Raw genomic sequence first — 26,133 nt, 5'->3', positions numbered from 1 at the left:
CGACCAGCACGACCGCCCGACCAGCACAGCCGCCCGGACCGGCGTGAACCCTGTCACCGGTCCGGGCGCGCGGTCCGCACCGGGCGCACATGCGAGGCAACACTCGACGAAACGAGCGTCCGGCGAGTTCTCCGAGCCCAGGCGAACCCCTCGAGCCCAAGCGAGCCTCCCGTCTCCCGATCTCGTCCGTGCCGCGGGAAACCAAAGCCGGAAGCAACGCCCGACGGACGAGAACCCGGTGAACCTCAGGGTGGCTGGTCGAGGTTCTCGGCGAGGCGCCGTTCGGCGGGGGTGAGGTCGGCCGGCCGGGTGATGGGCTCGGGAGGTTTGCGGTAGGTATGCCCGAGCGGGCTGGTCCACAGGGTGGTACCGCGTGGGGTACGGGTGACGACCCATCCGGCGTCTTTGAGGTCGTGGCAGAACCCGCACTTGGCGTCGGTGTTGTCGGGCGTGCTGGAGCCGCCTTGGGCGTGCGGGACGATGTGGTCGATCTCGGATCGGCGGGCGGAGACGCGACAACCAGGTCCGCGGCAGGTGCGGTCCCGGGCGATGACGTGAGCCCGATCACGCGCGCTGAGGAAACGGCGAGGATCCCGCTCGGTCGTTCCCGCACGCTCACCAGATACGGCGGCCACCGCCGGCTGAGCTGCCACCGCCGGCCGAGCGGTCTGGCCCGTCCCGGTGTCTCGCCCGCCGGTTCCGATGTCCTCGCCCCTCGATCCGGCGGTCGGGCTTCGTGACTGGGTTTCGCCTTCCGGTCCGGCTCCAGGCCCCGTGTCGAGCCCGACCGGTTCCGCATCGGTTCCGGGGCCGGTTCCGGTCGTGGGTTCGGCCTGGGCACCGATTTCCGTACAGGGAGCGGTCGGCGGGTGAGCGGTGTCGCCGGAGCCGGCCGGTTCGAGATGGAGGGGACGGCGGCGGGTGGAGCCGGGAGCGGGGAGTACCGGACGGCGGGTGGTGCCGTGGTGCAGCAGCCGTCCGGTCAGGGGGTCGGTGATGGAGTAGACCCAGATGGTGTCCCGGACGGTGGTCCGGGTGGTGGCCTGGGTGGTGATCTGGCGGGCGATGTCGGCGATGACCGGCCCCCACCCGTGCAGCTCGGCGGGGTTGTCGGCCAGGTTCAGCAGGGTGGGCAGGTCGGCGGTCAACTCGATCACCCCGCGCCGGTGCACGGGGCCAGGGCCGTTCCAGGTGCCCTCCAGCAAGCCGAGGTAGACATCGGCGCGGATCTGGTCCATGGGGCGGCCGTCGCCGGCCTGCTTGGCGGCCCGGGCGATCGCGTCCACCCGCTCATAGGCCGCCGCCGCAGGACCGACCGGCAGTTGGTACCCGGCCAGGTAAGCAGTGCCGTCGGGATCGGTACCGGCCACGATCCGCCGTTCGGCCACCCCGAGTTCGTAGCTGTTCCGCGCGGCGCAGGGGTCGGCCTCCAGGACCAGGCGACGCACCCGATAAGCCAGTTGTCCGGTGGTCAGTTCCGGGGCCTGCGGCAGGATCTGCCCCACTACTCGCCGGGCGACCGGTTCGGGCAACACCCGTGTCTCGCGGACCATCACCTTCGCCCGGGGGACGTCGATCAGCCCGGCCCGCAACGCCCGCCACACCGCCGGCAGACGCTCGACCAGCAACCAGGCATCCTCCAGCACCCCACCCGCCGCCCGCTTGGTCAACCGCAACGCCGCCGCGACCTCCGCCGCGGCGAACTTCGGCACATCGCTGTCCCACACCCCCGGCAGACCCACCACCTCCCGACGCACCCGATCGGCCACCTCGGCCATGTCGGCGTACAACTCCGCCTGTTCGTGCGCGACCTGGCGCGCCCGGGCCTGCAGCAGCACCACCGTGTCATGACCCGACAGCCGCGACCGGTCGATCAACGCTAGCGCGGCCGCCAGCTCAGGCCCCGGTGGCATCTCCGCCAACCCCTCGGGCAGGCGGGAGCCACCCTGCGGAACCGTCTCCGACAGCACTGCTCCCACCCCCTGACGAAAATTCGAACACCAGTTCTAATAGTAGCCGATCCATCACTCAGTGCAACCCGAATGCGGGGGGCAGCCACAGCCTGGACGGTGCGCAACCGAACCGTGTCGAGGCCGTCAGGTCCGCTAGCAGGCACCGCTGCGGGCCGGCCGTCAGCGCGAGCTAGGCCACTCGGCCATTCCGTCACTCGGCCACTCGGCCAAGAGATCCCGCAGGTCCGCCGGCCCGCCACCCGCCCAGGCGCCAAGTTCGCGTCGAGCCGGACGCGCCGGCGAACACCCAAGGTGTCGATCGGCTTCTCAACGTCGCTGCGACGGCCGGAACACACGGGCGCGACCGGTTCCGGCCCGGGCGCCGTCACGGTGGAGCCGTTCCCGGGTCGGGACGGGCCGGACCGGGCGCGGAAATCACGTCGAGGGGCCAGTGCGCGGCCAGTTGGAACCAGACGGCCTTGCCGAACGGGGTGAGGTAGTACCCGCAGGCGTCGGTCTCGGCGCCGACCAGCAGCAGGCCGCGGCCGTTCTCCCGGGCGGGGTCGGCCGCGCGCGTCTCCGGGAGCTTCTTCGCGGAGTCGTGCACGGTGACCTGGAACTGCTTGCCGCTGCGCGCGACGTCGATGATGACGGTCCCGCCGCGCACCGGATCACTGTGCAGGTACGCATTGGTGACGAGCTCGGAGACGGCGAGTTTGACCGTCCATTCGATGTCGGACAGGCCCCAGCTCAGGGCGAGCCGGGCCACCAGATCCCGGGCGTGCTTGGGGGCGGTGTCGGTCAGGGGGAGGCGGAGCTTTCCGAGCAGCAGGCGCGGCCGGATCGCGTGATCTGACATCGGGGGCGGCCTTTCACTGAAACATCCGGTGGGGCTGACGCCATCCAATCCGCCTTGCCATACTCGGTGTAGCCATTCCGCGACGCCCCGTCGAACATCGGCGTACCGGACGCGGCCACCGGTCAACACCGGTCAACCCCCCGAACCCACGATGGAGGCACCGATGCCCCGGCCCCCCAAGGAACTCAACCCCGGATCGTCCCCGCTGGCGCTGTTCGGCTCCACACTGCGGCACTACCGCGAGCAGGCCAAACTGTCCCAGGACCAGCTCGGCGCGCGGATCAACTACGCGGGCTCGACCATCGGCGACGTCGAGCGCGGCGAGACCCGCTGCGAGCGCGTCTTAGCCGAACGCGCCGACGAACCGCTCCAGACCAAGGGCATGCTCCCCCACCTGTGGGACCACCTGGTCAAACCGGCCTTCTACCCGGCCTGGTTCGACTGGCCTCGACACGAGGCGAAGGCCGCCGTCCTGAAGTCCTTCCAGCCCATCGTGATCGACGGCCTGCTGCAAACCCGGGCCTACGCGAACGAGTTGCTGTTCGGCGACGAGGCCGCCGTGGAGGCACGGATGCAACGTCAGACCGTCCTGGCCCGTCAAGAGCCCGAACCGCCGACGCTGTTCTATGTACTGCCGGAGCTGGTGCTGCATAACCAGATCGGCAGCCGGGAGGTCATGCGGGAACAGCTCGAACACCTGATCGCGTCCGCGTCCCAGCAGATCCACATCCAGGTGGTCCCGCAAGGCGCCATGCACCCCGGCAACACCGGGGCGTTCGTCATCGCGACCCGCAACGACGGCGCGGAGATCGCCCATATCGACACGGCCGTGCACGGTCTTACCATGGGCGGTACGGAAGAACTGCGGAAGCTGACGCAGTCCTTCGACGCGATCCGTTCCCAGGCGCTCCCCGTGGGAATGTCCCTCGACCTGATTCGCAGAACGGTGAAAGAGAAATGGACCTGAGCAAAGCGCAGTGGCGCAAGTCGAGCCGCAGTGGATCCAACGGCGGGCACTGCGTAGAGATCACCGAAATCCCCGCCGGCATCGCCGTACGGGACTCCAAGGACCCGCACGGCACCATCCTCTCGCTCTCCCGCAGCGCCTTCCAGGAATTCGCCAAGGGGATCAAGCAATAGTCCTCTGACCTGGCCGGTGGTGGGTCCTGGCCCAGGAGCCACTACCGGCCTGCTCCGTCAGCGACAGCGCCGGGAACACGGATCCGCCCCTCCGACATGGCGCACCCATAGGTTTCTCGCAAGCACCTTCTCAAGATGATCCAGGACGGTGAAAGAGATGGATCTGAGTGCAGCGCAGTGGCGTAAGTCGAGCCGCAGCGGTTCCAACGGCGGAGATTGTGTGGAGGTCGCCGCTCTTCCCGGTGGTATCGCCGTGCGGGATTCCCGGGACCCCAGCGGTCCCGCCCTCACCTTCTCCCGTACGGCCTTCCGGGCTTTCGCCAGGGCGATCACCCGGTAACCGGAGCCGCGCAGGACGGTACGAACGCGGTTGACGTCTCCGCGCGGGCCGTGCCACTGTTCGTCCGCGCGCTTCCGTCCCGGGCGGGACCACGCGGGTGCGCGGGGGGTGAGTCCGGCCCAACGCGAGGAGCGAAACCATGCCCGGCCAGATCCCCGACCACCTGGACCACGTCGGCCGAGGGTGGCATCCACTGCTGCTGCGCCTGCACGAGGAGTTGCTCGCCGTCAGCCCCGGATACGCCGTCAACCAGGTCAAGGAGAAGTACGGCACGCTGCGCGTCTACCTCGTCTCCGGCCTGCTCCGCGGCCCGTACCTCACCACCGGCGAGTGGCCGGACGACCGGCAGGCGGCGGAGATGGGGCGGGAGGACGATGCCGCGCGGCGGCTCGTCGCCGCCGCCGAGGAGGAGTCTGGCAGGACGTGCGAGTCCTGCGGCGCTCCCGGACGTGCCCGGCAGGGCGCCTGGATCAAGACCCTGTGCGACGGCTGCCACGGGCCCTGCCCCCGTGCGGCCCGGGAAGGTCGGTGAGGATTCCCGGCCGCGCATCCGATGACGGCAGGCCGCTGGTTGAGGCGTGCCCCGTCCCGCCCAAGCGGACGGGACGGGAACTCGGGCGGGCGGGAAGGCCTGGCCCGCACGCCTCGGACGGGGTGCACGGGACGGGCCGCGCCGCCCGCCGTCAGGTGTTGATCTTCTGGACCGAGCCCAGGCGGTACAGGTCGGTGCTCCGTGCCAGTTCGTCGCCGTGGTTGGCGCTGATCCAGGCGAGCTTGCGGGCGTCCTCGGGCCACGCCGCGGTCTTGAACCACCACAGCGCCTGCCGCTGGCTCTGCCGCGGCAGCGCGTCGCGTGCCGGGAGGACCACCTTGCCGATGTCGCCCGCCACGTAGGGCTGGGCGGTCTGCAGGTTCTGGGGAACGCTGAGGGCGTTCAGCAGCGCGCCCGGATCCCGTGTCCCGTAGATCTGGTGTAGGTGCTCGATATGCTTCTTGTCGGAATCGTATTCGATTTCGGCGACCCGGGCCCCGTACAGCTCCGGCTTCCGCTTGCCCGGTTCGAGGAACGTCTTCTTCGCCGCCTTGAACGCCTCGACCTGAAAGGCGTTGCAGCACTCGAAGAGAATGGTGTCGAGGATCTCGGTGGCGTCCGGAAGGTCCATCGATATACGGATCAGTAAGCTGTCCGCGGAGAAGTTCCCGGTCGTCATGACGAAGCCGCCCAGTATTCTCGGCTTCTTGGGCCAGTTCAGCCCGCGCAGGTAGGTGATGTACCTCTGCTCGCCGCCCTTCGCGGCGAGGTTGTCGAGGACCTTGTCGTAGCCTCCCAGGTCCCAAAGCGGCAGGTAGTCGCTCAGGAGCCAGGTCGCGAGGTCGTCGACGTCACCCGGGTCGACGTCGGCCTCGGTGAGCTTCTGCGCCACTTCTTCGGGGCGGTCCTCCTTTTCCCGCAGGTAACGCAGCACGGCATTTTTACGGCACCAGTTCTTGACACCGGCGGGTTCCGTGACCTTGAGACCGTAGTATCCGACGATCGTCTCCACCGCGTACTCGCGCAGCAGAAGAGGATCTTTGACTTTGGGCACGGCGTCTCCTTTTTGCCATGGCGACCGAGCGAATTACCGATGACCGGAAACAACTTCCAGGAACCAGGCAATGTCACCATGTCATATCCACTGCGGAAATCGGAGCATTTGGCCGCTGTCCATCCGGTAAGAGATTTATCTCCGAATGGGACCCATGACCATCGGCTTGACAGCGGTGTCCCGCGTGGCGGGCCAGGGCATCAGCGGCCGGTGACCAAGTGGACGCCGAAGCCGATGAAGACGACGCCGGTGACCTGCTCCAGGCGCCGGCGGACCGCCGGGCGGGTCAGCACGGTGCGGGCCGTGCCGGCGGCCAGGGCCACGACGGCGAGCCAGAGCAGGCCCTCGGCCGCGTGGATGGCGGAAAACAGCAGGCTGGTCCACAGCACGGGGGCACCGGCGGGGATGAACTGCGGCAGCAGGCTCATGTAGAAGACCCCGACCTTGGGGTTGAGCAGGTTGGTCACCAGCCCGGCCCGCAGCGCGGCCCGGCCCCCGCTCGACGGGGCGGGGACCTTCGCGGAGACGTCCGCCAAGGCGGTCCCCACGGCCTTGCGGCGGACCCGCCACAGCGCCCGGCCGCCCAGCCAGAGCAGGTAGCACGCGCCCGCCACGCGCAGCACGTCGAAGGCGAACCGGGAGGCGGCGAGCAGCGCGGTCAGCCCGGCGGCGCTGGCCAGCCCCCAGGTCAGCACGCCGCCGACCACCCCGGCCCCGGCCAGCAGGCCGGCGCGCAGGCCGTCGGCCACGGTCGTCCGCAGCACGAGCATGACGTCGAGTCCGGGCGTCAGCGTCACCAGGGCGGCGACGGCGGCGAAGGCCAGGCAGGCGTTGAGCATCCCACCACCCTGCCACGGCACCCCGCGACAAACCGGTAGAAAAACGACATCGCATTCTCCTGCCGGACTTCCAGAACGCCGGGCGCCCGGCGTCCCGGCATCACGCCTGGTCACAGCCGTGCACCCGGCGGCACCCGGGACGAGGACCGTGCACGGCTCCCCGGACGGCGCCTCCAGGCCGGACTCTCCCGTACCGGCCACGCCCACGCCGCCACGGGCAGGGCCGGCCATGGGCTCTCCCGCACCGGGCGGGTCAGCCGCCGGGGGCCAGGAGGGTGCCCAGCGGGGTGGCCCGGACGCGGCTCGGGTCCTCGGAGAGGTCGTAGGTCTCGCCGTCCGCGGTGATCCGGTAGGTGTAGAGGTCGGCGCCGACGGGGTGGGGTTCGGTGCCCCCGGCCAGCGCGGCCAGGGCCTGACGCACCGACTCGGCCTCGGCGGGGGGCAGGTCGTCGGTGTCGTAGTCGGCGACGACCTGCGTCAGCCCGGCGAAACCGCCCGAACGCTCGATCTTCACGCGCATGTCTCTGCCCCTCTGCCGGGCCGCGCCCGCGCGCGGCCCGGCGCCCGTCGGCTATCTGTTCTGGTCGAGCTTGCCAAAGGACTCGCGGAGTTCGGCCAGTTCGGCGGCCAGGATGTCCTCGTCGGTCAGCGGCCCCCGGGTGGCCAGCCGGTCGGCCGGCACCACCCGGAACTCCGGCATCTGCATGGTGCCGCAGCAACCCGAGCGGTCTTGCACGGCGCGCAGGCTGGCCGACTTCTCGTCGGCGGGCCGCACCTCGGGGATGCGCTTGGCGTCGCCGCCGCCCGTGTAGTGCGGGTTGGCCATGTCCATGTTCCCCGACATCAGCTCGTCCAGCGACACCGGCGGCTCCACGACCTCGCGGACGGCGAACCGGTTCAGGATGCAGGTCCGGTAGATCGGCGGATCGTCCCGCTCGGCCGACTTGCGCACCAGCTGGCCGACGACGTCGGCGTAGGTCGCGCCGGTCCGCGGGGACGCCACGATCGCGTCGAACAGCAGCTTGCACAGGCTGGACGCCACCTCCATGAGGATCTGGGTGGGGCTCTTGACCTGGCGCTGGCGGCTGAGTTCGAACGCGAAGACGTCGGCGAGGATGTCGTAAACGCCCCCCGTGAACACCTGCGAAATGTCGTGCACCTCGTTGCCGACGTCGCTCAGCCGCAGGTCGTTGTCGGCGTTGCGCAGGCCGAACGGCAGGCCGAATGCGGCGCCGAACTCCTCGCCCATCGCGGGCAGGAACGACGTGGCGTGCAGGTCGGCCTTGGTGGCCGCGACGAACGCCTCCGCCTGGTCGGCCTGCGACAGCGTCATGAAGATGGCGGTCAGGTCACCGAACGCCTCGTGCAGGCCGCCGGTCTGCGGCGGGTTGTCCACGGTCCCGATCCAGCCGGGCTTGATGCCGTCGAGGATCGCGTGGGCCATCTCGTGCGTCACGACGTCGAACGAGTTGTTGGTCATGACCGGCCGGGACGCGCCGGGAGGTGTGAAGGAGAAGAACTTCAGCGCCTTGGCCGTCCGGCTGTAGAAGGCGTTCGCGTCGATCCCGGCGCGCGGGAACACGGTGATCGGGTCGGTGTTGCTACCGGAGTTCCAGGCGAACGGCAGTGGTCTGCCGCCGTTGTGCCGCTCGTACATCGAGAGCGTCTCGCGGACGACGGCGAAAGTGTGGGCGCAGTCGAACTGCGGGCTGTTGGGCGGGAAGATGAAGTCGCCGTCGATGTTGCGCCCCACCGGAGTGACGCCGGGCAGTTCGGTCCTGATGCGGGTGTCCGCCGGCCCGTTCAGGATGGTCGACTGGACGAAAACCGTCCTGATGCCCAGTTCGGCGACCGAGGGATCCTGCTTGTAGATCAGCAGTCGGTGCCCGGCCGCCATCGGCAGTGGGGTCGGTACCGGGCTCGGCCGCGGCCCGGCCGCCGGTGTGGTCGTGGGCCCGCCCCGGAAGCTCTGGGTGACCCGCTGGGCGACCTCTTCGGGTACCACCGTTCCGATGGGCGGCTCCGTGCGCACGGCCACCGGCATCAAGAGGCCCTCTTCAGGACTCATCGACTTCCCCCTCGTCGACGTGGGCCGCACGGCGGCCCGGCATGGAAAAGGGCCGACCGCAGCCCGCAGGCGGCTGGCCGGCCCATCGCTAGCCGTGCCCGGGGGCCTTACCGGCAAACCCGAGCACATCGGCGACAGGGGGCGTTTTCGCAGTTCAGCGGCTTCCTCTAGGGGCGAAGGGCGGACGCCTCCCGGGCGAGGTCGGTGACCCGGGACCAGTCCCCCGCGCGCAGCGCGTCCGCCGGGGTCAGCCAGGTGCCCCCGACACAGCCGACGTTGGGCAGGCCCAGGTATCCGGGCGCGTTGCCGGGGGTGACGCCGCCGGTGGGGCAGAAGCGGGCCTTGGGCAGCGGGGCCGACAGCGCCTTCAGGAAGGCGGCGCCGCCCGACGCCTCGGCCGGGAAGAACTTCATGGCGGTGATCCCGTAATCCAGCAGCGCCATCACCTCCGAAGCGGTGGCGACCCCGGGCAGGAACGGCAGCCCGGTGTCGAGCAGTTCCCCGCGCAACCGGTCGGTACAGCCGGGGCTGACCAGGAACCGGGCGCCCGCCCCGGCCGCGGCGGCGGCCTGGCCGGGCTCGACGATCGTGCCCGCGCCGATGACCGCCTCGGGCACCTCGGCCGCGATCTGCTTGATCCCGTCCAGTGCCTCGGGGGTGCGGAGGGTCACCTCGATGGCGGGTAGCCCGCCGGCGACCAGCGCCCGGGCCAGTGGCACGGCGGTCTCGGCGGCGGAGAGCACCACCACCGGGATCACCGGCGACAGGTCCAGCAGTTCTTCGGCGTTCACACGATCTCCAGGGAGACGAGCCGGCGGCCCAGCCGGGCGGCGGCGCCGGCCAGCGCGGGGGTGGGTGCGGTGATCAGGGCGGTGGGGATGGCCCGCAGGTAGTCGTCCACGGGGGGTTTGTCCTCGAACCGGCGGCGGAAGTCGCTGCGCCGCAGGACGTCGGCGATGCGGGGCAGGATCCCGCCACCGAGGTAGACCCCGCCGCGGGCGCCGAGGGTGAGCGCGGCGTTCCCGGCGAACGAGCCGAGCAGCGCGCAGAAGGTGTCCAGCGTCTCGGCGCACAGCGGGTCGCGGCGGCGGGCGCAGATCTGGGCGGCGGTCAGCGGGTCGGCGGGCACCCCGTGGATCTCGCCCAGCACCCGGTGCAGCCGGGCCAGCCCGGGGCCGCTGAGCAGGGACTCGGCCCCGGCCGGGACGCCCTCCAGGCGCAGCCGGCGCAGCACCTCGGCCTCCCGCTCGGTGGCCACGGGCAGGTCGGCGTGACCGCCCTCGCCCGGCACCGGCGCCCAGTCGCCGCCGACGGGCACCAGCCCGGCCACGCCCAGACCGGTGCCGGGGCCGAGTACCGCCACGGCCAGGCCCGCCGCGGGGTCGGGCAGCGCGTCGCCGATCGGGCGCAGGTCGCCGGGCCGCAGGGAGGGCAGCGCCAGCGCCAGCGCCTCGAAGTCGTTGACCAGTTCCACGTGCTCGATGCCCAGGTAGGCGGAGATCTCGTCGGCTGTACCGCTCCAGTTGGCGTTGGTCAGCCGGAACGTGCCGCCGCCGACCGGCCCCGCCACCGCCACGCAGGCCGCGGTCGGCCGGACGTCGCCGGCGTGCCGGGCGAGGTAGGTGGCGGCGGCCTCGGCGAGGCCGGCGTGGTCGCGGTCGGCCAGCACGTGCACCCGGGTGGGCGCGGCGCCCGGCGCCTCCACCAGGCCGAACCGGGCGTTGGTGCCGCCGATGTCGGCGACCAGCCAGGGGTGGTCGTGCGTCGGGGCGTTCACGCGAGCACCCCCGCTCCGCGCTCGGCCGGGCCGACCGCCCGGCGGAAGACCTCGAACAGTTCCCGTCCGGTGCCGGTCGGCGCGTCCGGCGGTGGTTCGGCCGGTCTCCGGGCGGCGAACTCGGCCGCGTCGACCAGCGCCTCCAGCACGCCCTTGTCGGCGTCGAAACGGATCATGTCGCCGTCCCGCAGCCGGGCCAGCGGTCCGCCCGCGGCGGCCTCCGGCGAGACGTGGATCGCGGCGGGCACCGCGCCGGAGGCGCCGGACATCCGGCCGTCGGTGACCAGTGCCACCCGGTGGCCCCGGTCCTGGAGCACGGCCAGCGGCGGGGTCAGCCGGTGCAGTTCCGGCATGCCGTTGGCGCGCGGCCCCTGCATCCGGACGACGGCCACCAGGTCGCCGTCGAGCTCCCCGGCCGTGAAGGCGTGCAGCATCTCCTCCTGCGAGCCGAACACCCGGGCGGGCGCCTCCACGACCCGGTGCTCGGGGCGGACGGCGGAGACCTTGACCACGGCCCGGCCGAGGTTGCCGTCCACCATCCGCAGCCCGCCCTCGGCGGCGAACGGGTCGGCGACCGGGCGCAGCACCGCGGGGTCGCCGCTGGTGGCCGGCGCGGGCCGCCAGGCCAGCGCGTCCCCGTCCAGGACGGGCGCCGCGCGGTAGGGCTCCAGGCCCGTGCCGCCGACCGTGCGGACGTCGGCGTGCAGCAGGCCGGCGTCCAGCAGGTCCCCGATCAGGAAGGCGGTGCCGCCGGCGGCGTGGAAGTGGTTCACGTCGGCGGTGCCGTTGGGGTACACGCGGGTGAGCTGGGGGGCGACCGCGGACAGGTCGGCGAAGTCGTCCCAGGTCAGTTCCAGCCCCGCGGCGGCGGCCATGGCGACCAGGTGCAGGGTGTGGTTGGTGGAGCCGCCGGTGGCCAGCAGCGCGACCACCCCGTTGACGAACGCCTTCTCGTCCAGCACCTCGCCGATCGGGGTGTAGGGGCCGCGCCGGGCGGTCAGCTCGACGATCCGGCGGCCGGCCTCGGCGGTGAGCGCGTCGCGCAGCCCGGTGCCCGGCGGCACGAAGCTCGCCCCGGGCAGGTGCAGGCCCATGACCTCCATGAGCAGCTGGTTGGAGTTGGCGGTGCCGTAGAACGTGCAGGTGCCGGGGGCGTGGTAGGAGGCCGCCTCGGCGTCCAGCAGTTCCTCGCGGGTGGCCTTGCCCTCGGCGTGGAGCTTGCGGACCCTGGCCTTCTCGGCGTTGGGCAGGCCGGACGGCATCGGCCCCGCCGGCACCAGGATCACCGGCAGGTGGCCGAACGCCAGCGCGCCCGCCACCAGCCCTGGAACGATCTTGTCGCAGACGCCGAGCAGCAGCGCGCCGTCGAACATGTCGTGGGCCAGCGCGACCGCGGTGGCCATGGCGATGAGGTCGCGGCTGAACAGGGACAGCTCCATGCCGGCCCGGCCCTGGGTGATCCCGTCGCACATGGCCGGCACCCCGCCGGCGAACTGGGCGACCCCGCCGGCCTCGGCGACCGCCCGTTTGAGCAGGTCGGGATAGGCGCCGAGCGGCTGGTGCGCCGAGAGCAGGTCGTTGTAGGCCGACACGATCGCGATGTTGGGCCGGACCGCTCCACGGAGCGCGAGCGTCTCCCCGGGCCCGCAGGCGGCGAAGCCGTGGGCGAGGTTGGCGCAGCCCAGCGCGGTCCGCGCCGGGGACTCTCCGGCGGCGGCCCGGATCCGGGCCAGGTACGCCGAGCGCCGGGGCGCGCTGCGCGCCGCGATGCGCCGGGTGACCCGTTCCAGAACGGGATGCAGAGGTGGGGACATGGGGGGCGCTCCTGGGTGAGCGGGTACAAGAGCGGACAGCCAGGCAAACTATCGACAGATTAGTAACGAACACAAGCACTCTTATGAACGCTGGGTTACAAAAGTTCGCGGTGATATGCATCTCGACATACACAAGGACCCCGTGGTTCACTGTGCGAATGCCCAGACGCCCCTCCACCAGCGGAGAAGTACTGCGCCTCATCCGCGAGGAGGGCGTGAGCACCCGCGCCGAACTCGGCCGGCTCACCGGGCTGTCCCGGCCCGCCGTCACCCTGCGGGTCACCGAACTGATCGCGCACGGGCTGGTGACCGAGTGCGCCGCCGGCCCCTCCACCGGCGGCCGGCCGCCCGCCCGGCTCGACTTCAACGCCGCCGGCGGGGCGGTGCTCGTGGCCTCGCTCGGCCGGAGCCGGGGCCAGGTGGGCGTCTGCGACCTGGCGGGCGAACTGATCGTCCAGACCCCCCTCGAGCTGGACGGCTCCGGGGCCGACACGCTCCCCCGGCTGCTCGACCGGGGCGAGGAACTGCTGGCCAAGGCCGGGATCGACCGGTCGAAGGTACGGGGGGTGGGCATCGGCATCCCCGGCCCGGTCGAATTCGCCGCCGGGCGGCCGGAGGTGCCGCCGGCCCCGCCCATCTGGGGCGAGGCGCCGATCCGGCCACTGGTCGCCGAGCGGTTCGCGGTACCGGTCCACCTCGACAACGACGTCAACCTGGCCGCGCTGGGCGAGCACCGGCTCCGGCAGCACGGGCACTGCGACGACCTGCTGTTCGTCAAGCTCTCCACCGGCATCGGCGCCGGAGTGATCGCGGGCGGCCGGATCCAGCGCGGGGCGCTGGGCGCGGCCGGCGAGATCGGGCACATCCCGGTCCGCGACGGCGGCTCCGCCCCCTGTAGCTGCGGCAACCTCGGCTGCGTCGAGACGGTGGCGGGCGGGACGGCGCTGCTGGCCCGGCTGGCCGAGATGGGCCGGCCGTGCGAAGACCTGGCGGCACTGGCCCGGCTGGCCGAGAACGGCGACGCCGAGGTGGTGGCGCTGGTCCGCGAGGCGGGCCGGCGCGTCGGCGAGGTGATCGCGGCGGCGGTCAACCTGCTGAACCCCGGGGTCGTGGTGCTGGGCGGCGACCTGGCCAGGGCGTACGAGCCGCTGATCGCCGGGGTGCGCGAGATCGTCTACCAGCGGGCGACGGCCCTGGCCACCCGCCAGTTGCGGATCGAGCCCAGCCTGCTGGGCGACACCGCCGGCCTGGCCGGCTGCGCCGCGATGGTCCTCGACCACATCCTCGCCCCCGACGCCATCGACGCCGTCCTGCCCTCCTGACGTCGATCGCCGGGCGAGGCTGCGAGACTGGCCAGGTGGAACCGGAGACCGTCACCCACCCGCCGGAGGCGCTCGGCCGGCCGGCCGACCCGGCGGCCCGGCGGCTGCTCGCCGAGGCGGGGCTGCCGCGCGCCCTGATCGGCGTCTTCTTCGCCGCCGACCGGCTGGAGCCGCCGCCGGCCGGCACACCCGGGATCGTTCCCGCCGACCACCTGGTGCTCGGCCGGTCCCGGGAGGGGGACCTGCTCTGCCTGCACCTGCCGTCCGGCGAGGTGCTCCTGGTCGAGCCGCGGGGCCTGATGGAGGTCTCGCTGGTCAACACCACGCTGGGCCGTTTCCTGGAGTGCGCCGCCCTGGTCCGTGACCGGTATCCCTTCTCCTTCGCGGATCCGGGCGGTGCCGCCGACGCCCTGGAGGCGGCCCTGGAGGCGCTCGATCCGGCCTGCCTGCCGGCCGACGGGTTCTGGGACTGCCTGCTCAGCGACATCGCCAACGGCGATCACTCCGGCTGAGCCGGCCAGGTGCGGGTAACGGTGCCGGTGCTCGGAGCGATGACAGAGCCAACAACGGAGTGACGCATGTCATGCCGGAGCGGCTCCGGCTATTACCCGTAACTCCGGCGTAACGCCCTAGACAATTGAAACAATCTCGGGGTCTACTTGGTGGTCCAGATCACAACCCCCGGATGTGTGACGCGAGGTACGGGATGGCTGGAATCCTTCTCGACGCCGTGAGCAAGGTCTACCCGAACGGCCAACTCGCGGTCGACGATCTCTCCTTGGAGATCGCCGACGGCGAGTTCTTCGTCCTGCTCGGCCCGGCCGACGCCGGCAAGTCCACCCTGCTGCGAATGATCGCCGGGCTCGAATCACCGACCTCCGGCAAGCTGTGGCTGGGCGACCGCCTCATCGACGACCTCGATCCGGCCGACCGCGGCGTCGAGCTGGTCACCGGCCCGTTCGACGGCGAGCCCGGAGTGCTCCTGTTCGACGCGCCCCGGCCCGGCGTCGACGCCGCCGGAACCCTCCGCGTGCTGGACCGGTTCCGGACCCTCGTACGGGAGCGCCGCACCACCACCGTGTACGTCACCTCCGACCACGTCGAGGCGCTGACCCTGGCCGACCGCATCGGCATCATGCGCGACGGCCGGCTGGAGGACGCCGGCACCCCCACCCAGATCCACGACGACCCCGCCACCGCGTTCACGGCCCGTTTCCTCGGCGCCCCCACGATCAACCTGCTGGCGGCCACCGCACGGGCCGTGCCCGGCTCGGAGGCGATGCTCGACCTGGGCGGGCAACGGCTGACCGTGCCGTGGCACGACCCTCGCGCCGAGGCGATCGCCCGGCTGGACGGGGCACCGATCATCGTGGGCATCCGGCCGGACGCCCTGACCCCCACCGGCGACCCCCACAACGGCCCGGTGCTGTCCGGTCACATCCGCGAGCACGAGCACCGCGGGCACGAGTGGCTGGCGCACGTGGAGGCCGGTCTGCGCGCGGCCGACCCCGCCGTCATCATGGGGCCGGAGCCCGTGCCGGCGTCGCCGCGGCCCGGGGCGAGCATGACGGGCCGGGCCCTGGCCGCGCTGTGCGGCCGTACCGCCGCCGCCACCGGCGCCCGGCAGCGGACCGAGTTGCTGGCCCGGCTGAACATCGGGCACGGCCAGCGCAACGAGGGCACCGTCCACCTGGCCGTCGACCTGGCCCGGATCTTGGTCTTCGACGAGTCGGGCCGGCGGGTCGACCCCGTCCACCGCTGAGCCGAGGGAGTGCGCGGAGCGGACGTGAGGAACGAGCGGCCGCGCAGCGAACGAGCGAGGCGAAGCGGCAGTGAACACCGCTGAGCCGAGCGAGGCGGTGGCCGTACCGCTCGGGTTCAGGTTCCGTCGCGGACGTCGGTGAGCAGTCGGCGTTCGAGCCCGATGACGTCGAAGTTCGCGGTGCACCCCTCGCCCAGGGGCGACTGCGCTTCGAAGCCCGCTTCGACCGGCCCGTTCCCGTCCAGCGCGAAATGCCGGACCAGGGTCCAGCGGGCGCCGTCGGCGGAGGCGTGGCAGGCGTACGCGGCCGCGGTACGGGCGATCCGCAGCCACACCTGCCCGTCCGTGACGGGGAACGCGTTGCAGTCGTCGGAGACGCCCCGGGTCACCACCGACACCACCGTCGGCACACCGTCCGGGGAGAGTTCGAGGCAGTGCTTGGCCCAGCACCGGTCGCCGGCCCACACCACCAGCCCGCCCGCGTCGAAGGTGCTGCGGAAGTCCACGGTCACCCGGGTCCAGAGCAGGAAGGGGCCCTCCAGCGGGGCGAGCAGCCGGGGGGCGTTCAGCGCCGCGGCGGAGCCTTCGGGGTCGATGAACAGGTCCGTCCGGGGGCCCGCCTCGATGCGCAGCCCGCCGCTCTCCGTGGCCTGGTAGCGGCCGGGCGGGGCACCGTACCGGCGGAGCCCGCCGGGCGGGGCGGACAGGCCGGACAGGCCGGGTAGGGAGATCACGATCGGGTCGGTCATCCGCCCTCCTCCGTTTTGGGAGCGCTCCCAAATATGTCGTGAGTGTGCCACGTCCCGAACCGCCGTAACAGCCCCTTCTTCGATCGGCCTCCCCGCGTCGGCCGCGGATCACCCACCCTTGCCCAGGCTGACGCCCGAGCGAATATAACGGTTGCATCTCGGCGCATTGACAGTGACCCACGTCACGGGTTTCCCTTCGTGGGAGCGCTCCCATATCAAGGCGACGACCTGAGAGGGGTCCGTTATGAGGTTCAACGGGCGACGCCGGCTGACGGCCGCCGTCGCGACGGTGCTGGCCGGGGTCCTGGCGGCGGCATCAGCATGCTCGGGGGGAGACCAGGACGGATCGAGCGGAGGGAAGATCACCCTCACCGTCGACACGTTCGGCGAGTTCGGCTACGAGGCGCTGTACAAGCAGTACGAGGCGGCGCACCCGAACGTCAAGATCAGGCCGCGCAAGGTGTCGTCCCTCGACGACCTGCGCCCCCGGCTGCAGCAGTGGATGGCCACCGGCAAGGGCGCCGGCGACGTCGTGGCCCTGGAGGAGGGCATCCTGCCCACCTACATGCAGCAGCGCGACAAGTTCGTGAACCTCTTCGACCACGGGGGCGCCGCGCTGCAGAAGAACTTCCTGGACTGGAAGTGGCGGGCCGGCCTCAGCCCCGACGGCAAGCAGCTCGTGGGGCTGGGCACCGACATCGGGCCGCTCGGCCTGTGCTACCGCAAGGACCTGTTCAAGAAGGCGGGCCTGCCCACCGAGCGCGACGAGGTCAGCAAGCTCTGGCCGACCTGGGACGCCTTCTTCGAGACGGGCAAGCGGTTCCAGAGCAGGATGCCCGACACCAGGTTCCTGGACGGCCCGCACGCGATCATGCGGACGATCCTCCTCCAGGAGGCCGGCAAGTCCCCGGGCCACACCTTCTTCGACACCAAGAACGCCCTGGTCTTCGACAGCAACCCCGCGGTGAAGACCGCCTGGGACACCACGCTGCGGTTCCAGACCGAGCGGCTCACCGCCAACCACAAGATCTTCACTCCGCCGTGGATCTCCGGCATCCAGCGTGACGGCTTCGCCGCGATCCCCTGCCCGTCCTGGATGCTCGGCGGGATCCAGGAGTTCCACGGCGCCGCCGGCAACGGCAAGTGGGACGTGGCCGCGGTGCCCGGCGGCACCGGCTACTGGGGCGGCTCCTGGCTGGCCGTGCCCAAGCAGACCAAGCACCCCAAGGAGGCCGCCGACCTGGCCAAGTTCCTGAGCAGCCCGGAGGGGCAGCTCGCCGCCTACGAGGCCAAAAACCCGTTCCCCTCCGCGCCGAAGTACTACAACGACCCGGTGATCGCCGACAAGAAGAGCACCTACTTCGGCGACGCCCCGATCGGCAAGATCTTCGGTACCGCCGCCGCGCAGGTGAAGCCGGTGCATCTGGCGCCCAAGAACGAGGACGTCCGGGAGAAGGTCGAGGACGTCATGACCGGCGTCGGCCAAGGCAAGGTCAAGCCCGAAGAGGCCTGGCAGAAGGCCATCGAGGCGGCGCGGCAGGCCGCCCGGTAGCCCCAGCCCCCGGCCCGGACACCGAGTCCGGGCCGGGGGCGGTGCATGCCGCCGCTTCGCTCCGTTCCCCCTGTGAAAGGACGCCCGATGGGCCTCGACGTACGCCCGGCGCCGGGCCGGCGGCGGGCCAAGGTCCCCGCGCCGCCCCCGTCCCGCCCGACCTGGCGCGGCCGGCTCGCCCGGCTGGACATGAAGGTCTCGCCCTACCTGCTGATCTCCCCCTTCTACGCCGTCTTCCTGGTCTTCGGCGCGTTCCCGCTGGGCTACACGCTCTGGGTGTCGCTGCACGACTGGGAGCTGGCCTCGGGGCTGCGGCAGTGGCTCGGCCTGCAGAACTACCGGGAGCTGCTCGCCGACGAGGCGTTCTGGAACTCGGTCGTCAACACGCTCGGCATGTTCGCCCTGTCGACCGTCCCGCAGCTGCTGCTCGCGCTGCTGGCCGCCAACGCGCTGAACCGGCGGATGCGCGGCGGGCTGCTGTTCCGGATGGGGATGATCGCCCCGCTGGTCACCTCGACCGCGGCCGTGGCGATCGTCTTCACCCAGCTCTACGCGCACGACTACGGCATGGTCAACTGGCTGCTCGGCCTGGTGGGCGTCGATCCGATCGACTGGCAGGCCGACCGCTACTGGTCCTGGGTGGCCGTCTCCAGCATGGTCGACTGGCGGTGGACCGGCTACAACGCGCTGATCTACCTGGCCGCCATGCAGGCGATCCCCCGGGACCTGTACGAGGCCGCGGCGATCGACGGGGCGTCCCGGCGCCGCCAGTTCTGGCAGATCACGGTGCCGATGCTGCGGCCGACCATCATCTTCACGGTCATCATCTCCACGATCGGTGGGCTGCAGCTGTTCACCGAGCCGGTGCTGTATGGCAGCGGCGAGATGAACGGCGGGCCGGTGGGCCAGTACCAGACGGTCGCCATGTACATGTTCGAGCACTCCTTCCGCGGCGACGACTACGGGTACGGCGCCGCCGTGGCCTGGGTGCTCTTCCTGATGATCATCGTGTTCTCCCTGCTCAACTTCCTGTTCATCCGGCGCATGGGAGGCACGCGATGACCGCGCCCGCTCCGTTCAACGTCCGGCGGGCCGGCCGGTTCCGTGGGCTCTGGGAGGCCAGCCCGCTCACCTACCTCACCCTGGTGATCGCGCTGGTCCTGTCGGTCTTCCCGATCTACTGGATGCTGGTCGTGGCGACCCGGACCAACGAGATCGTCAGCGACGTCCCCCCGCCGGTGACCCCCGGCACGCACTTCGGCGAGAACGTGGAGCGGCTGTTCGCCAACCCGGACGCGTTCTTCGCCACGGGGCTGGTCAACTCCGCGATCGCGGCGTCGGTGATCACCATCTCGACGGTGTTCTTCGCCAGCCTGGCCGGGTTCGCCTTCGCCAAGCTGCGCTTCCGCGGCCGGAACGCGCTGCTGCTGACGATCATCGCCACGATGATGATCCCGGTGCAGATGGGCGTCATCCCGCTGTACCTGATCATGATCAAGCTCGGCTGGAACGGCGAGCTCCAGTCGATCATCGTGCCGTTCCTGGTCACCGGGTTCGGGGTCTTCATGATGCGGCAGTACGCCGCGTCGGCGGTGCCGGACGAGCTGATCGAGGCCGCCCGCGTCGACGGCTGCTCGACCTTCCGCATCTACTGGAGCGTCGTGCTGCCCGCGCTGCGGCCGGCCGCCGGGGTGCTCGGCCTGTTCACCTTCATGCAGACCTGGAACGAGTTCATGTGGCCGCTGGCCGTGCTCGAACCCGACAACCCCACGGTGCAGCTGTCGATCAAGCAGCTCGCCAACGCCCACTTCCAGGACTACACCCTCATGTTCGCCGGAACCGCGGTGGCGACACTGCCGCTCCTCGTCGTGTTCATCGTGTTCAGCCGCCAGATCATCGGCGGCATCATGGAAGGTGCCATCAAAGCGTGACTGCCAACGCATCGCCCCGGCCGACCGAACTCACGACGCGCTTCCCCACCGGTTTCCTGTGGGGGGCCGCGACCGCGGCGTACCAGATCGAGGGAGCGACCGCCGAGGGCGGCCGGGGCCGGTCGATCTGGGACACCTTCGCCACCGTTCCCGGCGCCGTGCTGAACGGCGAGAACGGGGACGTGGCCGTTGACCACTACCACCGCTTCCCCCAGGACGTCGCGATGATGGCCGACCTGGGGCTGACCGCGTACCGGTTCTCGGTGGCCTGGCCGAGGATCCAGCCCGCGGGGTCCGGCCCGGCCAACCAGGCGGGGCTGGACTTCTACTCCCGGCTGGTCGACACGCTGCTGGCGGCCGGCGTCCAGCCATGGCCGACGCTGTACCACTGGGACCTGCCGCAGCCGCTGGAGGACCGGGGCGGCTGGCCCGAACGCGACACCGCGCACCGGTTCGCCGAGTACGCGGCGCTGGTGCACGGCGCGCTGGGCGACCGGGTCGGGAACTGGATGACCGTCAACGAGCCGTGGTGCGCGGCTTTCCTCGGCTACGCCTCGGGCGAGCACGCGCCCGGCCGCCGGGAGCCCGCCGCCGCGCTGGCCGCCGCCCACCACCTGCTGCTGGGGCACGGCCTGGCCGTCTCGGCCATGCGCGCCGACCGCCCGGGCGTCCGGGTGGGCCCGGCGGTCAACCTGTACGCGGTCTCCCCGCAGACGGACGCGCCCGAGGACCTGGACGCGGCCCGGCGGATCGACGGCATGCAGAACCGGCTCTTCCTCGACCCGCTGCTGCTCGGCCGGTACCCCGACGACCTGCTGGCGGACCTGGCCCCGTACGGCTTCGCCGAGCACGTCCGCGACGGCGACCTGGCCGCGATCAACGCACCGATCGACCTGCTGGGCGTCAACTACTACAGCCGGCACACGGTGTCGGGCCTACCGGGCGAGGCGACCCAGGCGGTGTCGTCACCGTTCTCCTCCGTCTCCCCCTGGGTCGGCGCCGACCACGTCCGGTTCGTCCCCGCGGGACGGCCGGTCACCGGAATGGGCTGGGAGATCGACGAGACGGGGCTGGCGGAGGTGCTGACCCGGCTGCACCGCGACTACCCGGCCGTCCCGCTGTACATCACCGAGAACGGGGCGGGCTACGACGACGAGCTCGACGGCGACGGCGCCGTCCACGACATCGAGCGGATCCGGTACCTCGACGCGCACCTGCGGGTCTGCCACGGCGCCATCGGGGCGGGGGTCCCGTTGCGGGGGTACTTCACCTGGTCGTTGATGGACAATTACGAATGGGCCTGGGGATACTCCAAGCGTTTCGGGCTGGTCTACGTTGACTACGCGACGCAGCGCCGCGTGCCCAAGGACAGCGCGGCATGGTACGCACAGGTCATCCGGAGCGGCGGGCTGCCGGGCGGCACGCTCTGAACACACGGTACGGGGGAGGAAGCGATGACGGCGCGGGAGTCCGCGACGCGTCCCACGCTGGAGCAGGTCGCGGCCCGGGCCGGGGTCGGCCGGGGCACGGTCTCCCGGGTCGTCAACGGCTCGCCGAAGGTGAGCCCGCAGGCCCGCGAGGCGGTCCTGCGGGCCATCAAGGAACTGGGCTACGTGCCGAACCGGGCGGCCCGTGCGCTGGTCACCCGGCGCACCGACACGGTGGCGCTGGTGCTGTCGGAGGGCGAGCGGCGGCTGTTCGAGGAGCCCTACTTCGCCGAGATCATCCGGGGCATCAGCTCCGCGCTCAACGACACCGGGCTGCAACTCCTGTTCACCCTCGCCCAGTCGGCCCGCGACCGCGAGCGGCTGGAGCACTACCTCACCGGGCACCACGTCGACGGCGTGCTGCTGATCTCGCTGCACGGCGACGACCCGCTGCCCCACCGGCTGGAGGACAGCGGCGTGCCCACCGTGCTCGGCGGCCGGCCGATCGGGTCCGACACCGCCCGGATGAGCTACGTCGACGCCGACAACGAGGGCGGCGCGTACCAGGCGGTGGCCCACCTGGTGGCGCAGGGGCGCGGCCGCATCGCCACCATCGCCGGGCCGGCGGACATGGGCGTCGGCATCGACCGGCTCGCCGGATACCGGCGGGCCCTGGCCGGACGGGCCGAGCTGGTCGTGCACGGCGACTTCAGCGAGGCCGACGGCCGCCGTGCGATGCACGAACTACTCGACCTCGACCCCGGCCTGGACGCGGTGTTCGTCGCCTCCGACAACATGGCGATCGGCGCGCTGGGGGCCCTGAAGGAGCGGGGCCGTACCGTGCCCGGCGACGTGGCCGTGGTCGGCTTCGAGGACTCGGCCGGGGCGCGGCGCACCGATCCGCCGCTGACCTCCGTCCACCAGCCGACCGAGCGGATGGGGCGGGAGATGGTGCGGCTGCTCGTCGCCCGGATCCGCGGCGAGGAGCACGAGCGGGCCCACGTGGTCGTCCACACCCATCTGGTCGTCCGGGAGTCGGCCTAGCGACCGAGCGAGCACCGCCTGAGCCGAGCACTGCTTGGGCTCGTAGCGGGTGTGGGAATCGAACCCACCTGGAACGGCTTATGAGACCGTCGGACGCGCCAGCGTCCCTACCCGCCGCGGAGGGTGCGAGATTCGAACTCGCGCGGGTGTCACCCCGACGACGGCGTAGCAAACCGCTGCCTTACCGCTCGGCCAACCCTCCTGGGAAACGAGAAACCGCCCGGCCGGACCTCGGGTCCGCGGGCGGCGCGCAGGAACGCGTCAGTTCACCCGGGGCCGGGGAGGTCGTCGGACATTCGACTGTGGCTGCTCATGCCGGCCCCTCCCCGTGCGGTGTGCTCTATGTGCGTCCGGGATCGAGGATGCCCGGCGGGCGCCCGTGCGGGCAACCGGTTTTTCGCGGCGAAGCGGTCAGGCGGGCTGGGACACTGATCCGATGAGCCGAGTGAGCGGGACGGGCGGCGAACGGGTGCGGCACCGGTGAACGACGGGCTGCTGGCCGAGCTGACCGCGATCGGCCGGGCCGCGGGGGCGGCTCCGGACGGCGAGCCGGTGCTGCTCGCCGACCGCCGGGGCGCCCTGGTCGTCCGGGTGGGCGACCTGGCGGTCAAGGCCCACCGCGCGGACAAGGATCCGGGCGAGTTGGGTGCGCGGCTGCGCGCGGCCGCGCACCCGGCGCTGCGGGACGTCCTGGTGGTGCCGCTGGGCGAGCCCGCGCGGGTCGCCGGCCGGCTGGTCAGCGTCTGGCCCTACGGGGCGGCCGTCAGCCCGGACGACCCGCCGTGGGAGGAGGCCGGGCGCATCCTGGCCCGGCTGCATGCGCTCCCCGCGGACGCGCTGGACCCCCCGCCGCCGTACTGGGGTGGGGTCGGCAAGGCGGCCCGGACGGTGGGCCGGCTGCCCGGCGGCCCGGCGGCGACCGAGATCCGCCGCGCGTTCGCCACCCTGCCCGGCTGGCTGCGGGGCGAGGCACCGCCGCCGCCCGGCACCGCGATCATCCATGGCGACTGGCATCTGGGGCAGCTCGTCCGCCCGCCGGGGCAGGGCTGGCGGCTGATCGACGTCGACGACCTCGGGTGGGGCGATCCGGCCTGGGACCTGGCCCGGGCCGCGGCGCTGTTCTCGGCGGGGGTGCTGCCGCCCGACGAGTGGGCCCGCTTTCTGGGCGCCTACCGGGCCGCGGGCGGCCGGGCGGTGCCCGGCTCGGGCGACCCGTGGACGACCCTCGACATACCGGCACGAACTCTGGCGATCCAAATCGCCGCCACCAGCGTCCTATATGCGCTGGACGAAGGCCGGCCACTTGACGAGTTCGAGACCGCGTTGGTTGACACGTGCAGCAGAATCACCCGTAGCGAAGTGGGCCCCTGACGCTAGATTGGGTCAATCCGGGGATCCGCCAGGAAGGATGACGAACCGATGCAGTGCCCCAAGTGTCGTGGCACGATGCGGACGTATGACCGCAACGGTGTCCACATCGAGCAGTGTGAGATGTGCCGGGGGATCTTCCTCGACTACGGCGAGCTCGAAGCGCTGACCCGTATGCAGAACCAGTACATGCAGCCCCCGCCCGCCGCTCCGGCCGCCCCCGCCGCTCCGGCTCCCGGATGGGGTGCGCAGCAGCAGCACCACCACCACTACGGGCACCACCGGCAGAAGAGCGTCTTCCACATGCTCTTCTCGACCTGATCGACGCGTCGGGCGGGGTCGGACCTTCGAGTCCGGCCCCGCCCGACGCGTTTCCGCCGTGTTTCCGGTGTGTTTACCGTTAGGTCCCCTATGTGGGCCCAGGGGCCCGGGCCCGGACCCAAACAGATCATCGCCGACGGGTGATCTAGTACCCGGAGACCCAATCCCTGTTAAAGATCCTCCAGGTTTCGGCCTAACTGCCGGATTTGCGATTGGGTCCGGAACGGGCCTACGGACCCATGACCACGCATGGCCGGGCATCTTACGGTCACGCCGTGAGCAAACGGAAGATGAATGCGCAAGGAAGCCGCGGCGAAGGTGCGGCGGGTTATCTGGCCGTCATCCTCCTGTTCAGCGCGGTCCTCGGTGGCATCAGCGTCTCTCCGGTCGGCGACGACGTCGGCGACGGGATCGAGAGCGCCATCTGCCGGGTGCTGCGGGCGGGCGACCTCGCCGCCGCCGACGAGTGCGACCCGCCGCCCACCGCGCAGCCCCCGGCGAACCCCGTGATCCCCAAGGACCCCAACGAGCCCAGCGGGCCGTGCCTGGCCTACATCCACAGCGAGTACCTGGAGAACACGCTGGCGGGCAGGTTCCGGTACTTCGACGTCATGACCGACGGCGGGTCCCAGCTGACCATGCGCCGCTACGTCCAGGGCGGCGGGAAGCCGGACATCTGGGAGGTCTGGGACGGAGCCTGGATGAACGCCGACATCGGCACCCCGACCCTCAAGAGCAAGATCCCGGCCGGGTTCTGGATCGGGCCGATGGCGGGCAACACCGAGATCTACCGGTTCGACAACGAGAAGGACGCGCGGGACTTCTACAACCGGATGCGCGAGTACCGGATCGGGAACTGGGCCAAGAACGCGTTCCGCACCAACCCGCTCACCGGGTGGATCCCGTGGGCGGGGGGCCACCTGCCCTGGGTCGGCGACGACATCGAGGAGTGGGTGGGGAACAAGGAGCCCGACCTCCCGCCGGCCCAGGAGTTCTACGAGGCCGGCATATGGAACGGTTTCTGGAACGACGTCCCCGTGGGTCCGCTGTCGATCGTCGGCAAGAACTTCGGCTGGACCACCGGCGGATCCTGGAAGGACAACCAAACCGGCCAGACCACCTACTTCTTCAGCGCCAGCCAGCAGCTGATGGAGTCGGTGACGCTGGACTCCAAGCCGGCCCGCAGCTACGCCAGCCGGAAGTGGGGCAAGAACTGGTCGCCGGAGGCCGCCCAGGAGGCCATCAAGAAGATCGAGAAGGAGCTGACCACCAAGGGCGGCACCCCCGTCACCCTGCCGCCGGCGGTGCGCCGGGCCATCGAGCTCGACGGCGAGGTGGGCGTCGGCCTGCGCGGCACCTACGGCCGCTGGTACGGCCTCGTGGTCGACAAGGACGGCAAGGCCGTGGGCCTCACCCAGATCGACCAGGTCCAGGGCTCCTGGCACCTGCGCGCGGGGGCGAACATCGGGCCGGGGAGCGCCTGGATCCAGGACTCGCAGTGGGCCGCCAAGTGGCGGACGAACAAGAACCTCGATCTGAACAACCCGCAGGACCGCGTGGCCTACGACGCCTTCGTGCGGCAGCTGTCCAACGGCCCCGCCGGTCCCGTCGCCGGCGCCCTGGTCCTCGACGAGTACTTCAACAACGGCGGCGGGACCATGTCGAAGGTGACCTACGACAGCGATGTCAGGACCACGCATCCGAACGTCGACTTCGGGGTGGGCTTCTTCGAGTACGAAAACGAGACCGTCACCGACAACGGGGTCAAGGGCGAGTACTTCGATCCGGACAAGGGATGGGTGAAATGGGAGCGATGCGGTCTGAACTAGCGCGCGGGCCGGTGGCGAAGACGATCGCCCAGGGCGTCTGCGTCCAGCTCACCGGCCTGCTCGCCGCGGCAGTCCTGGTGGTGGCGATGATCGCGCTGCTGCCGGACGTCGTGCTGACGGACGGCTTCTACTGGGTCTCGGCCGCCGGGGTCCTCGTCGTCAACCTGGCGGCGGGCGCCGTGGCGGGACGGCTGGCCGCGCCGCGGCTGGCCCGGGCGGGCGCCCCAGCGGGCCGGATCCGGTACGCGCTGGCCGCCGCCGGGCCGGTGGTGGTGGCGCTGCTCACCAACCTCAACCCGATCTCCGGGATCCCGATGGCGCTCCGCGTCGTGCTCCCGGTCTGCGCCGCGGCCGGCGGGGTGGCCGTCGGTCTGTGGCACTCCGCCCGGGTCGAGCGGCGCGAACCGGTGTACGGGTAAATACCGCGCGGAACTGATCGCCGATGGTGGAGAC

General features: G+C 71.5%; 26 protein-coding genes and 2 tRNA genes. 16 read left to right on the top strand and 12 right to left on the bottom strand.

Going from position 1 to position 26,133, the window contains the following annotated elements; translation table 11 throughout:
- Positions 1-245: 245 nt before the first annotated feature.
- The gene (locus tag DPM19_RS28905) at positions 246-1,913 is read right to left on the bottom strand and encodes an HNH endonuclease signature motif containing protein (protein ID WP_146779036.1); all 1,668 of its coding nucleotides are present in this window, start codon (positions 1,911-1,913) and stop codon (positions 246-248) included.
- 424 nt (positions 1,914-2,337) lie between these two features.
- Entirely contained in the window at positions 2,338-2,811 is a 474-nt protein-coding gene (locus tag DPM19_RS28900) for an ATP-binding protein (RefSeq protein ID WP_111871222.1), read from the bottom strand.
- Between the two features lie 163 nt (positions 2,812-2,974).
- Between DPM19_RS28900 and DPM19_RS28895 the strand changes: the two genes are divergently transcribed.
- The 4 genes from DPM19_RS28895 (at position 2,975) to DPM19_RS28880 (ending at position 4,823) form a co-directional block, all read left to right on the top strand.
- Positions 2,975-3,778 carry a helix-turn-helix domain-containing protein gene (locus DPM19_RS28895; RefSeq protein WP_111871335.1) on the top strand — a complete coding sequence of 268 codons (804 nt, stop codon included), beginning with the start codon at positions 2,975-2,977 and terminating at the stop codon, positions 3,776-3,778.
- Positions 3,769-3,951, top strand: a complete 183-nt coding sequence (locus tag DPM19_RS28890) for a DUF397 domain-containing protein (protein ID WP_111871221.1) — start codon at positions 3,769-3,771, stop codon at positions 3,949-3,951. The genes DPM19_RS28895 and DPM19_RS28890 overlap by 10 nt, the downstream gene beginning before the upstream one ends.
- Before the next feature lie 157 nt (positions 3,952-4,108).
- Complete coding sequence (locus DPM19_RS28885) at positions 4,109-4,291, top strand: DUF397 domain-containing protein (RefSeq protein WP_111871334.1); 183 nt, start codon at positions 4,109-4,111, stop codon at positions 4,289-4,291.
- Positions 4,292-4,430: 139 nt separating this feature from the next.
- Positions 4,431-4,823 (top strand): TraR/DksA family transcriptional regulator, encoded by a 393-nt coding sequence (locus DPM19_RS28880; RefSeq protein WP_111871220.1) that lies wholly within the window; start codon positions 4,431-4,433, stop codon positions 4,821-4,823.
- 151 nt (positions 4,824-4,974) lie between these two features.
- On the opposite strand, the gene DPM19_RS28875 is transcribed toward DPM19_RS28880, so the two are convergent.
- The 7 genes from DPM19_RS28875 to edd all read right to left on the bottom strand — a co-directional run bounded on the left by DPM19_RS28875 (position 4,975) and on the right by edd (position 12,375).
- Entirely contained in the window at positions 4,975-5,877 is a 903-nt protein-coding gene (locus DPM19_RS28875; protein WP_111871219.1) for a hypothetical protein, read from the bottom strand.
- 200 nt (positions 5,878-6,077) lie between these two features.
- Positions 6,078-6,716 carry a LysE family translocator gene (locus DPM19_RS28870; protein WP_111871218.1) on the bottom strand — a complete coding sequence of 213 codons (639 nt, stop codon included), beginning with the start codon at positions 6,714-6,716 and terminating at the stop codon, positions 6,078-6,080.
- A gap of 253 nt (positions 6,717-6,969) precedes the next feature.
- On the bottom strand, positions 6,970-7,236 hold the full coding sequence (locus DPM19_RS28865) for a protealysin inhibitor emfourin (RefSeq protein WP_111871217.1): 267 nt from the start codon (positions 7,234-7,236) through the stop codon (positions 6,970-6,972).
- 51 nt (positions 7,237-7,287) lie between these two features.
- The gene (locus DPM19_RS28860; protein WP_146779035.1) at positions 7,288-8,784 is read right to left on the bottom strand and encodes a gluzincin family metallopeptidase; all 1,497 of its coding nucleotides are present in this window, start codon (positions 8,782-8,784) and stop codon (positions 7,288-7,290) included.
- A gap of 167 nt (positions 8,785-8,951) precedes the next feature.
- Entirely contained in the window at positions 8,952-9,575 is a 624-nt protein-coding gene (eda, locus tag DPM19_RS28855; RefSeq protein WP_111871215.1) for a bifunctional 4-hydroxy-2-oxoglutarate aldolase/2-dehydro-3-deoxy-phosphogluconate aldolase, read from the bottom strand.
- A complete protein-coding gene (glk, locus tag DPM19_RS28850; protein WP_111871214.1) occupies positions 9,572-10,561 on the bottom strand; it encodes a glucokinase in 990 nt (329 codons plus the stop codon). The genes eda and glk overlap by 4 nt, the downstream gene beginning before the upstream one ends.
- Positions 10,558-12,375, bottom strand: coding sequence for a phosphogluconate dehydratase (gene edd / locus DPM19_RS28845; protein ID WP_111871213.1), 1,818 nt, complete (start codon positions 12,373-12,375; stop codon positions 10,558-10,560). Before edd ends, glk begins: the two co-directional genes overlap by 4 nt.
- 158 nt (positions 12,376-12,533) lie before the next feature.
- On the opposite strand from edd, the gene DPM19_RS28840 reads away from it, so the two are divergent.
- The 3 genes from DPM19_RS28840 to DPM19_RS28830 all read left to right on the top strand — a co-directional run bounded on the left by DPM19_RS28840 (position 12,534) and on the right by DPM19_RS28830 (position 15,459).
- Positions 12,534-13,697: an ROK family transcriptional regulator gene (locus DPM19_RS28840; RefSeq protein WP_111871212.1), complete on the top strand. Its 1,164-nt coding sequence runs from the start codon at positions 12,534-12,536 to the stop codon at positions 13,695-13,697.
- 35 nt (positions 13,698-13,732) lie between these two features.
- Positions 13,733-14,209 (top strand): SUKH-4 family immunity protein, encoded by a 477-nt coding sequence (locus DPM19_RS35900; protein WP_199485355.1) that lies wholly within the window; start codon positions 13,733-13,735, stop codon positions 14,207-14,209.
- A 194-nt stretch (positions 14,210-14,403) separates the two neighbouring features.
- A complete protein-coding gene (locus tag DPM19_RS28830; RefSeq protein WP_111871211.1) occupies positions 14,404-15,459 on the top strand; it encodes an ABC transporter ATP-binding protein in 1,056 nt (351 codons plus the stop codon).
- 116 nt (positions 15,460-15,575) lie between these two features.
- On the opposite strand, the gene DPM19_RS28825 is transcribed toward DPM19_RS28830, so the two are convergent.
- Complete coding sequence (locus DPM19_RS28825) at positions 15,576-16,208, bottom strand: DUF1349 domain-containing protein (RefSeq protein WP_111871210.1); 633 nt, start codon at positions 16,206-16,208, stop codon at positions 15,576-15,578.
- A 244-nt stretch (positions 16,209-16,452) separates the two neighbouring features.
- On the opposite strand from DPM19_RS28825, the gene DPM19_RS28820 reads away from it, so the two are divergent.
- The 5 genes from DPM19_RS28820 to DPM19_RS28800 all read left to right on the top strand — a co-directional run bounded on the left by DPM19_RS28820 (position 16,453) and on the right by DPM19_RS28800 (position 22,162).
- A complete protein-coding gene (locus DPM19_RS28820; RefSeq protein ID WP_111871209.1) occupies positions 16,453-17,760 on the top strand; it encodes an ABC transporter substrate-binding protein in 1,308 nt (435 codons plus the stop codon).
- Between the two features lie 87 nt (positions 17,761-17,847).
- A complete protein-coding gene (locus DPM19_RS28815; protein WP_111871208.1) occupies positions 17,848-18,822 on the top strand; it encodes a carbohydrate ABC transporter permease in 975 nt (324 codons plus the stop codon).
- On the top strand, positions 18,819-19,691 hold the full coding sequence (locus DPM19_RS28810; protein ID WP_111871207.1) for a carbohydrate ABC transporter permease: 873 nt from the start codon (positions 18,819-18,821) through the stop codon (positions 19,689-19,691). Before DPM19_RS28815 ends, DPM19_RS28810 begins: the two co-directional genes overlap by 4 nt.
- Positions 19,688-21,121 carry a GH1 family beta-glucosidase gene (locus DPM19_RS28805; protein WP_111871206.1) on the top strand — a complete coding sequence of 478 codons (1,434 nt, stop codon included), beginning with the start codon at positions 19,688-19,690 and terminating at the stop codon, positions 21,119-21,121. Before DPM19_RS28810 ends, DPM19_RS28805 begins: the two co-directional genes overlap by 4 nt.
- Before the next feature lie 24 nt (positions 21,122-21,145).
- A complete protein-coding gene (locus DPM19_RS28800) occupies positions 21,146-22,162 on the top strand; it encodes a LacI family DNA-binding transcriptional regulator (protein WP_111871205.1) in 1,017 nt (338 codons plus the stop codon).
- Positions 22,163-22,205: 43 nt separating this feature from the next.
- On the opposite strand, the gene DPM19_RS35495 is transcribed toward DPM19_RS28800, so the two are convergent.
- Both DPM19_RS35495 and DPM19_RS28795 read right to left on the bottom strand, forming a co-directional pair.
- Positions 22,206-22,278, bottom strand: a tRNA-Met gene (locus DPM19_RS35495).
- Position 22,279: 1 nt separating this feature from the next.
- A tRNA-Ser gene (locus tag DPM19_RS28795) sits at positions 22,280-22,364 on the bottom strand.
- A 278-nt stretch (positions 22,365-22,642) separates the two neighbouring features.
- Between DPM19_RS28795 and DPM19_RS28790 the strand changes: the two genes are divergently transcribed.
- The 4 genes from DPM19_RS28790 (at position 22,643) to DPM19_RS28775 (ending at position 26,099) form a co-directional block, all read left to right on the top strand.
- Positions 22,643-23,533 carry a phosphotransferase family protein gene (locus DPM19_RS28790; RefSeq protein WP_199485341.1) on the top strand — a complete coding sequence of 297 codons (891 nt, stop codon included), beginning with the start codon at positions 22,643-22,645 and terminating at the stop codon, positions 23,531-23,533.
- 48 nt (positions 23,534-23,581) lie between these two features.
- Positions 23,582-23,851 carry a TFIIB-type zinc ribbon-containing protein gene (locus DPM19_RS28785; protein WP_111871204.1) on the top strand — a complete coding sequence of 90 codons (270 nt, stop codon included), beginning with the start codon at positions 23,582-23,584 and terminating at the stop codon, positions 23,849-23,851.
- 275 nt (positions 23,852-24,126) lie between these two features.
- Positions 24,127-25,680, top strand: a complete 1,554-nt coding sequence (locus DPM19_RS28780; RefSeq protein WP_146779033.1) for a hypothetical protein — start codon at positions 24,127-24,129, stop codon at positions 25,678-25,680.
- Positions 25,665-26,099 (top strand): hypothetical protein, encoded by a 435-nt coding sequence (locus DPM19_RS28775; RefSeq protein ID WP_146779032.1) that lies wholly within the window; start codon positions 25,665-25,667, stop codon positions 26,097-26,099. Before DPM19_RS28780 ends, DPM19_RS28775 begins: the two co-directional genes overlap by 16 nt.
- Positions 26,100-26,133 lie beyond the last annotated feature (34 nt).

It is taken from the genome of Actinomadura craniellae, from assembly GCF_003289645.1.
GTDB classification, from domain to species: domain Bacteria; phylum Actinomycetota; class Actinomycetes; order Streptosporangiales; family Streptosporangiaceae; genus Actinomadura_D; species Actinomadura_D craniellae.
This window is presented reverse-complemented; position numbering and strand designations above follow the sequence as displayed.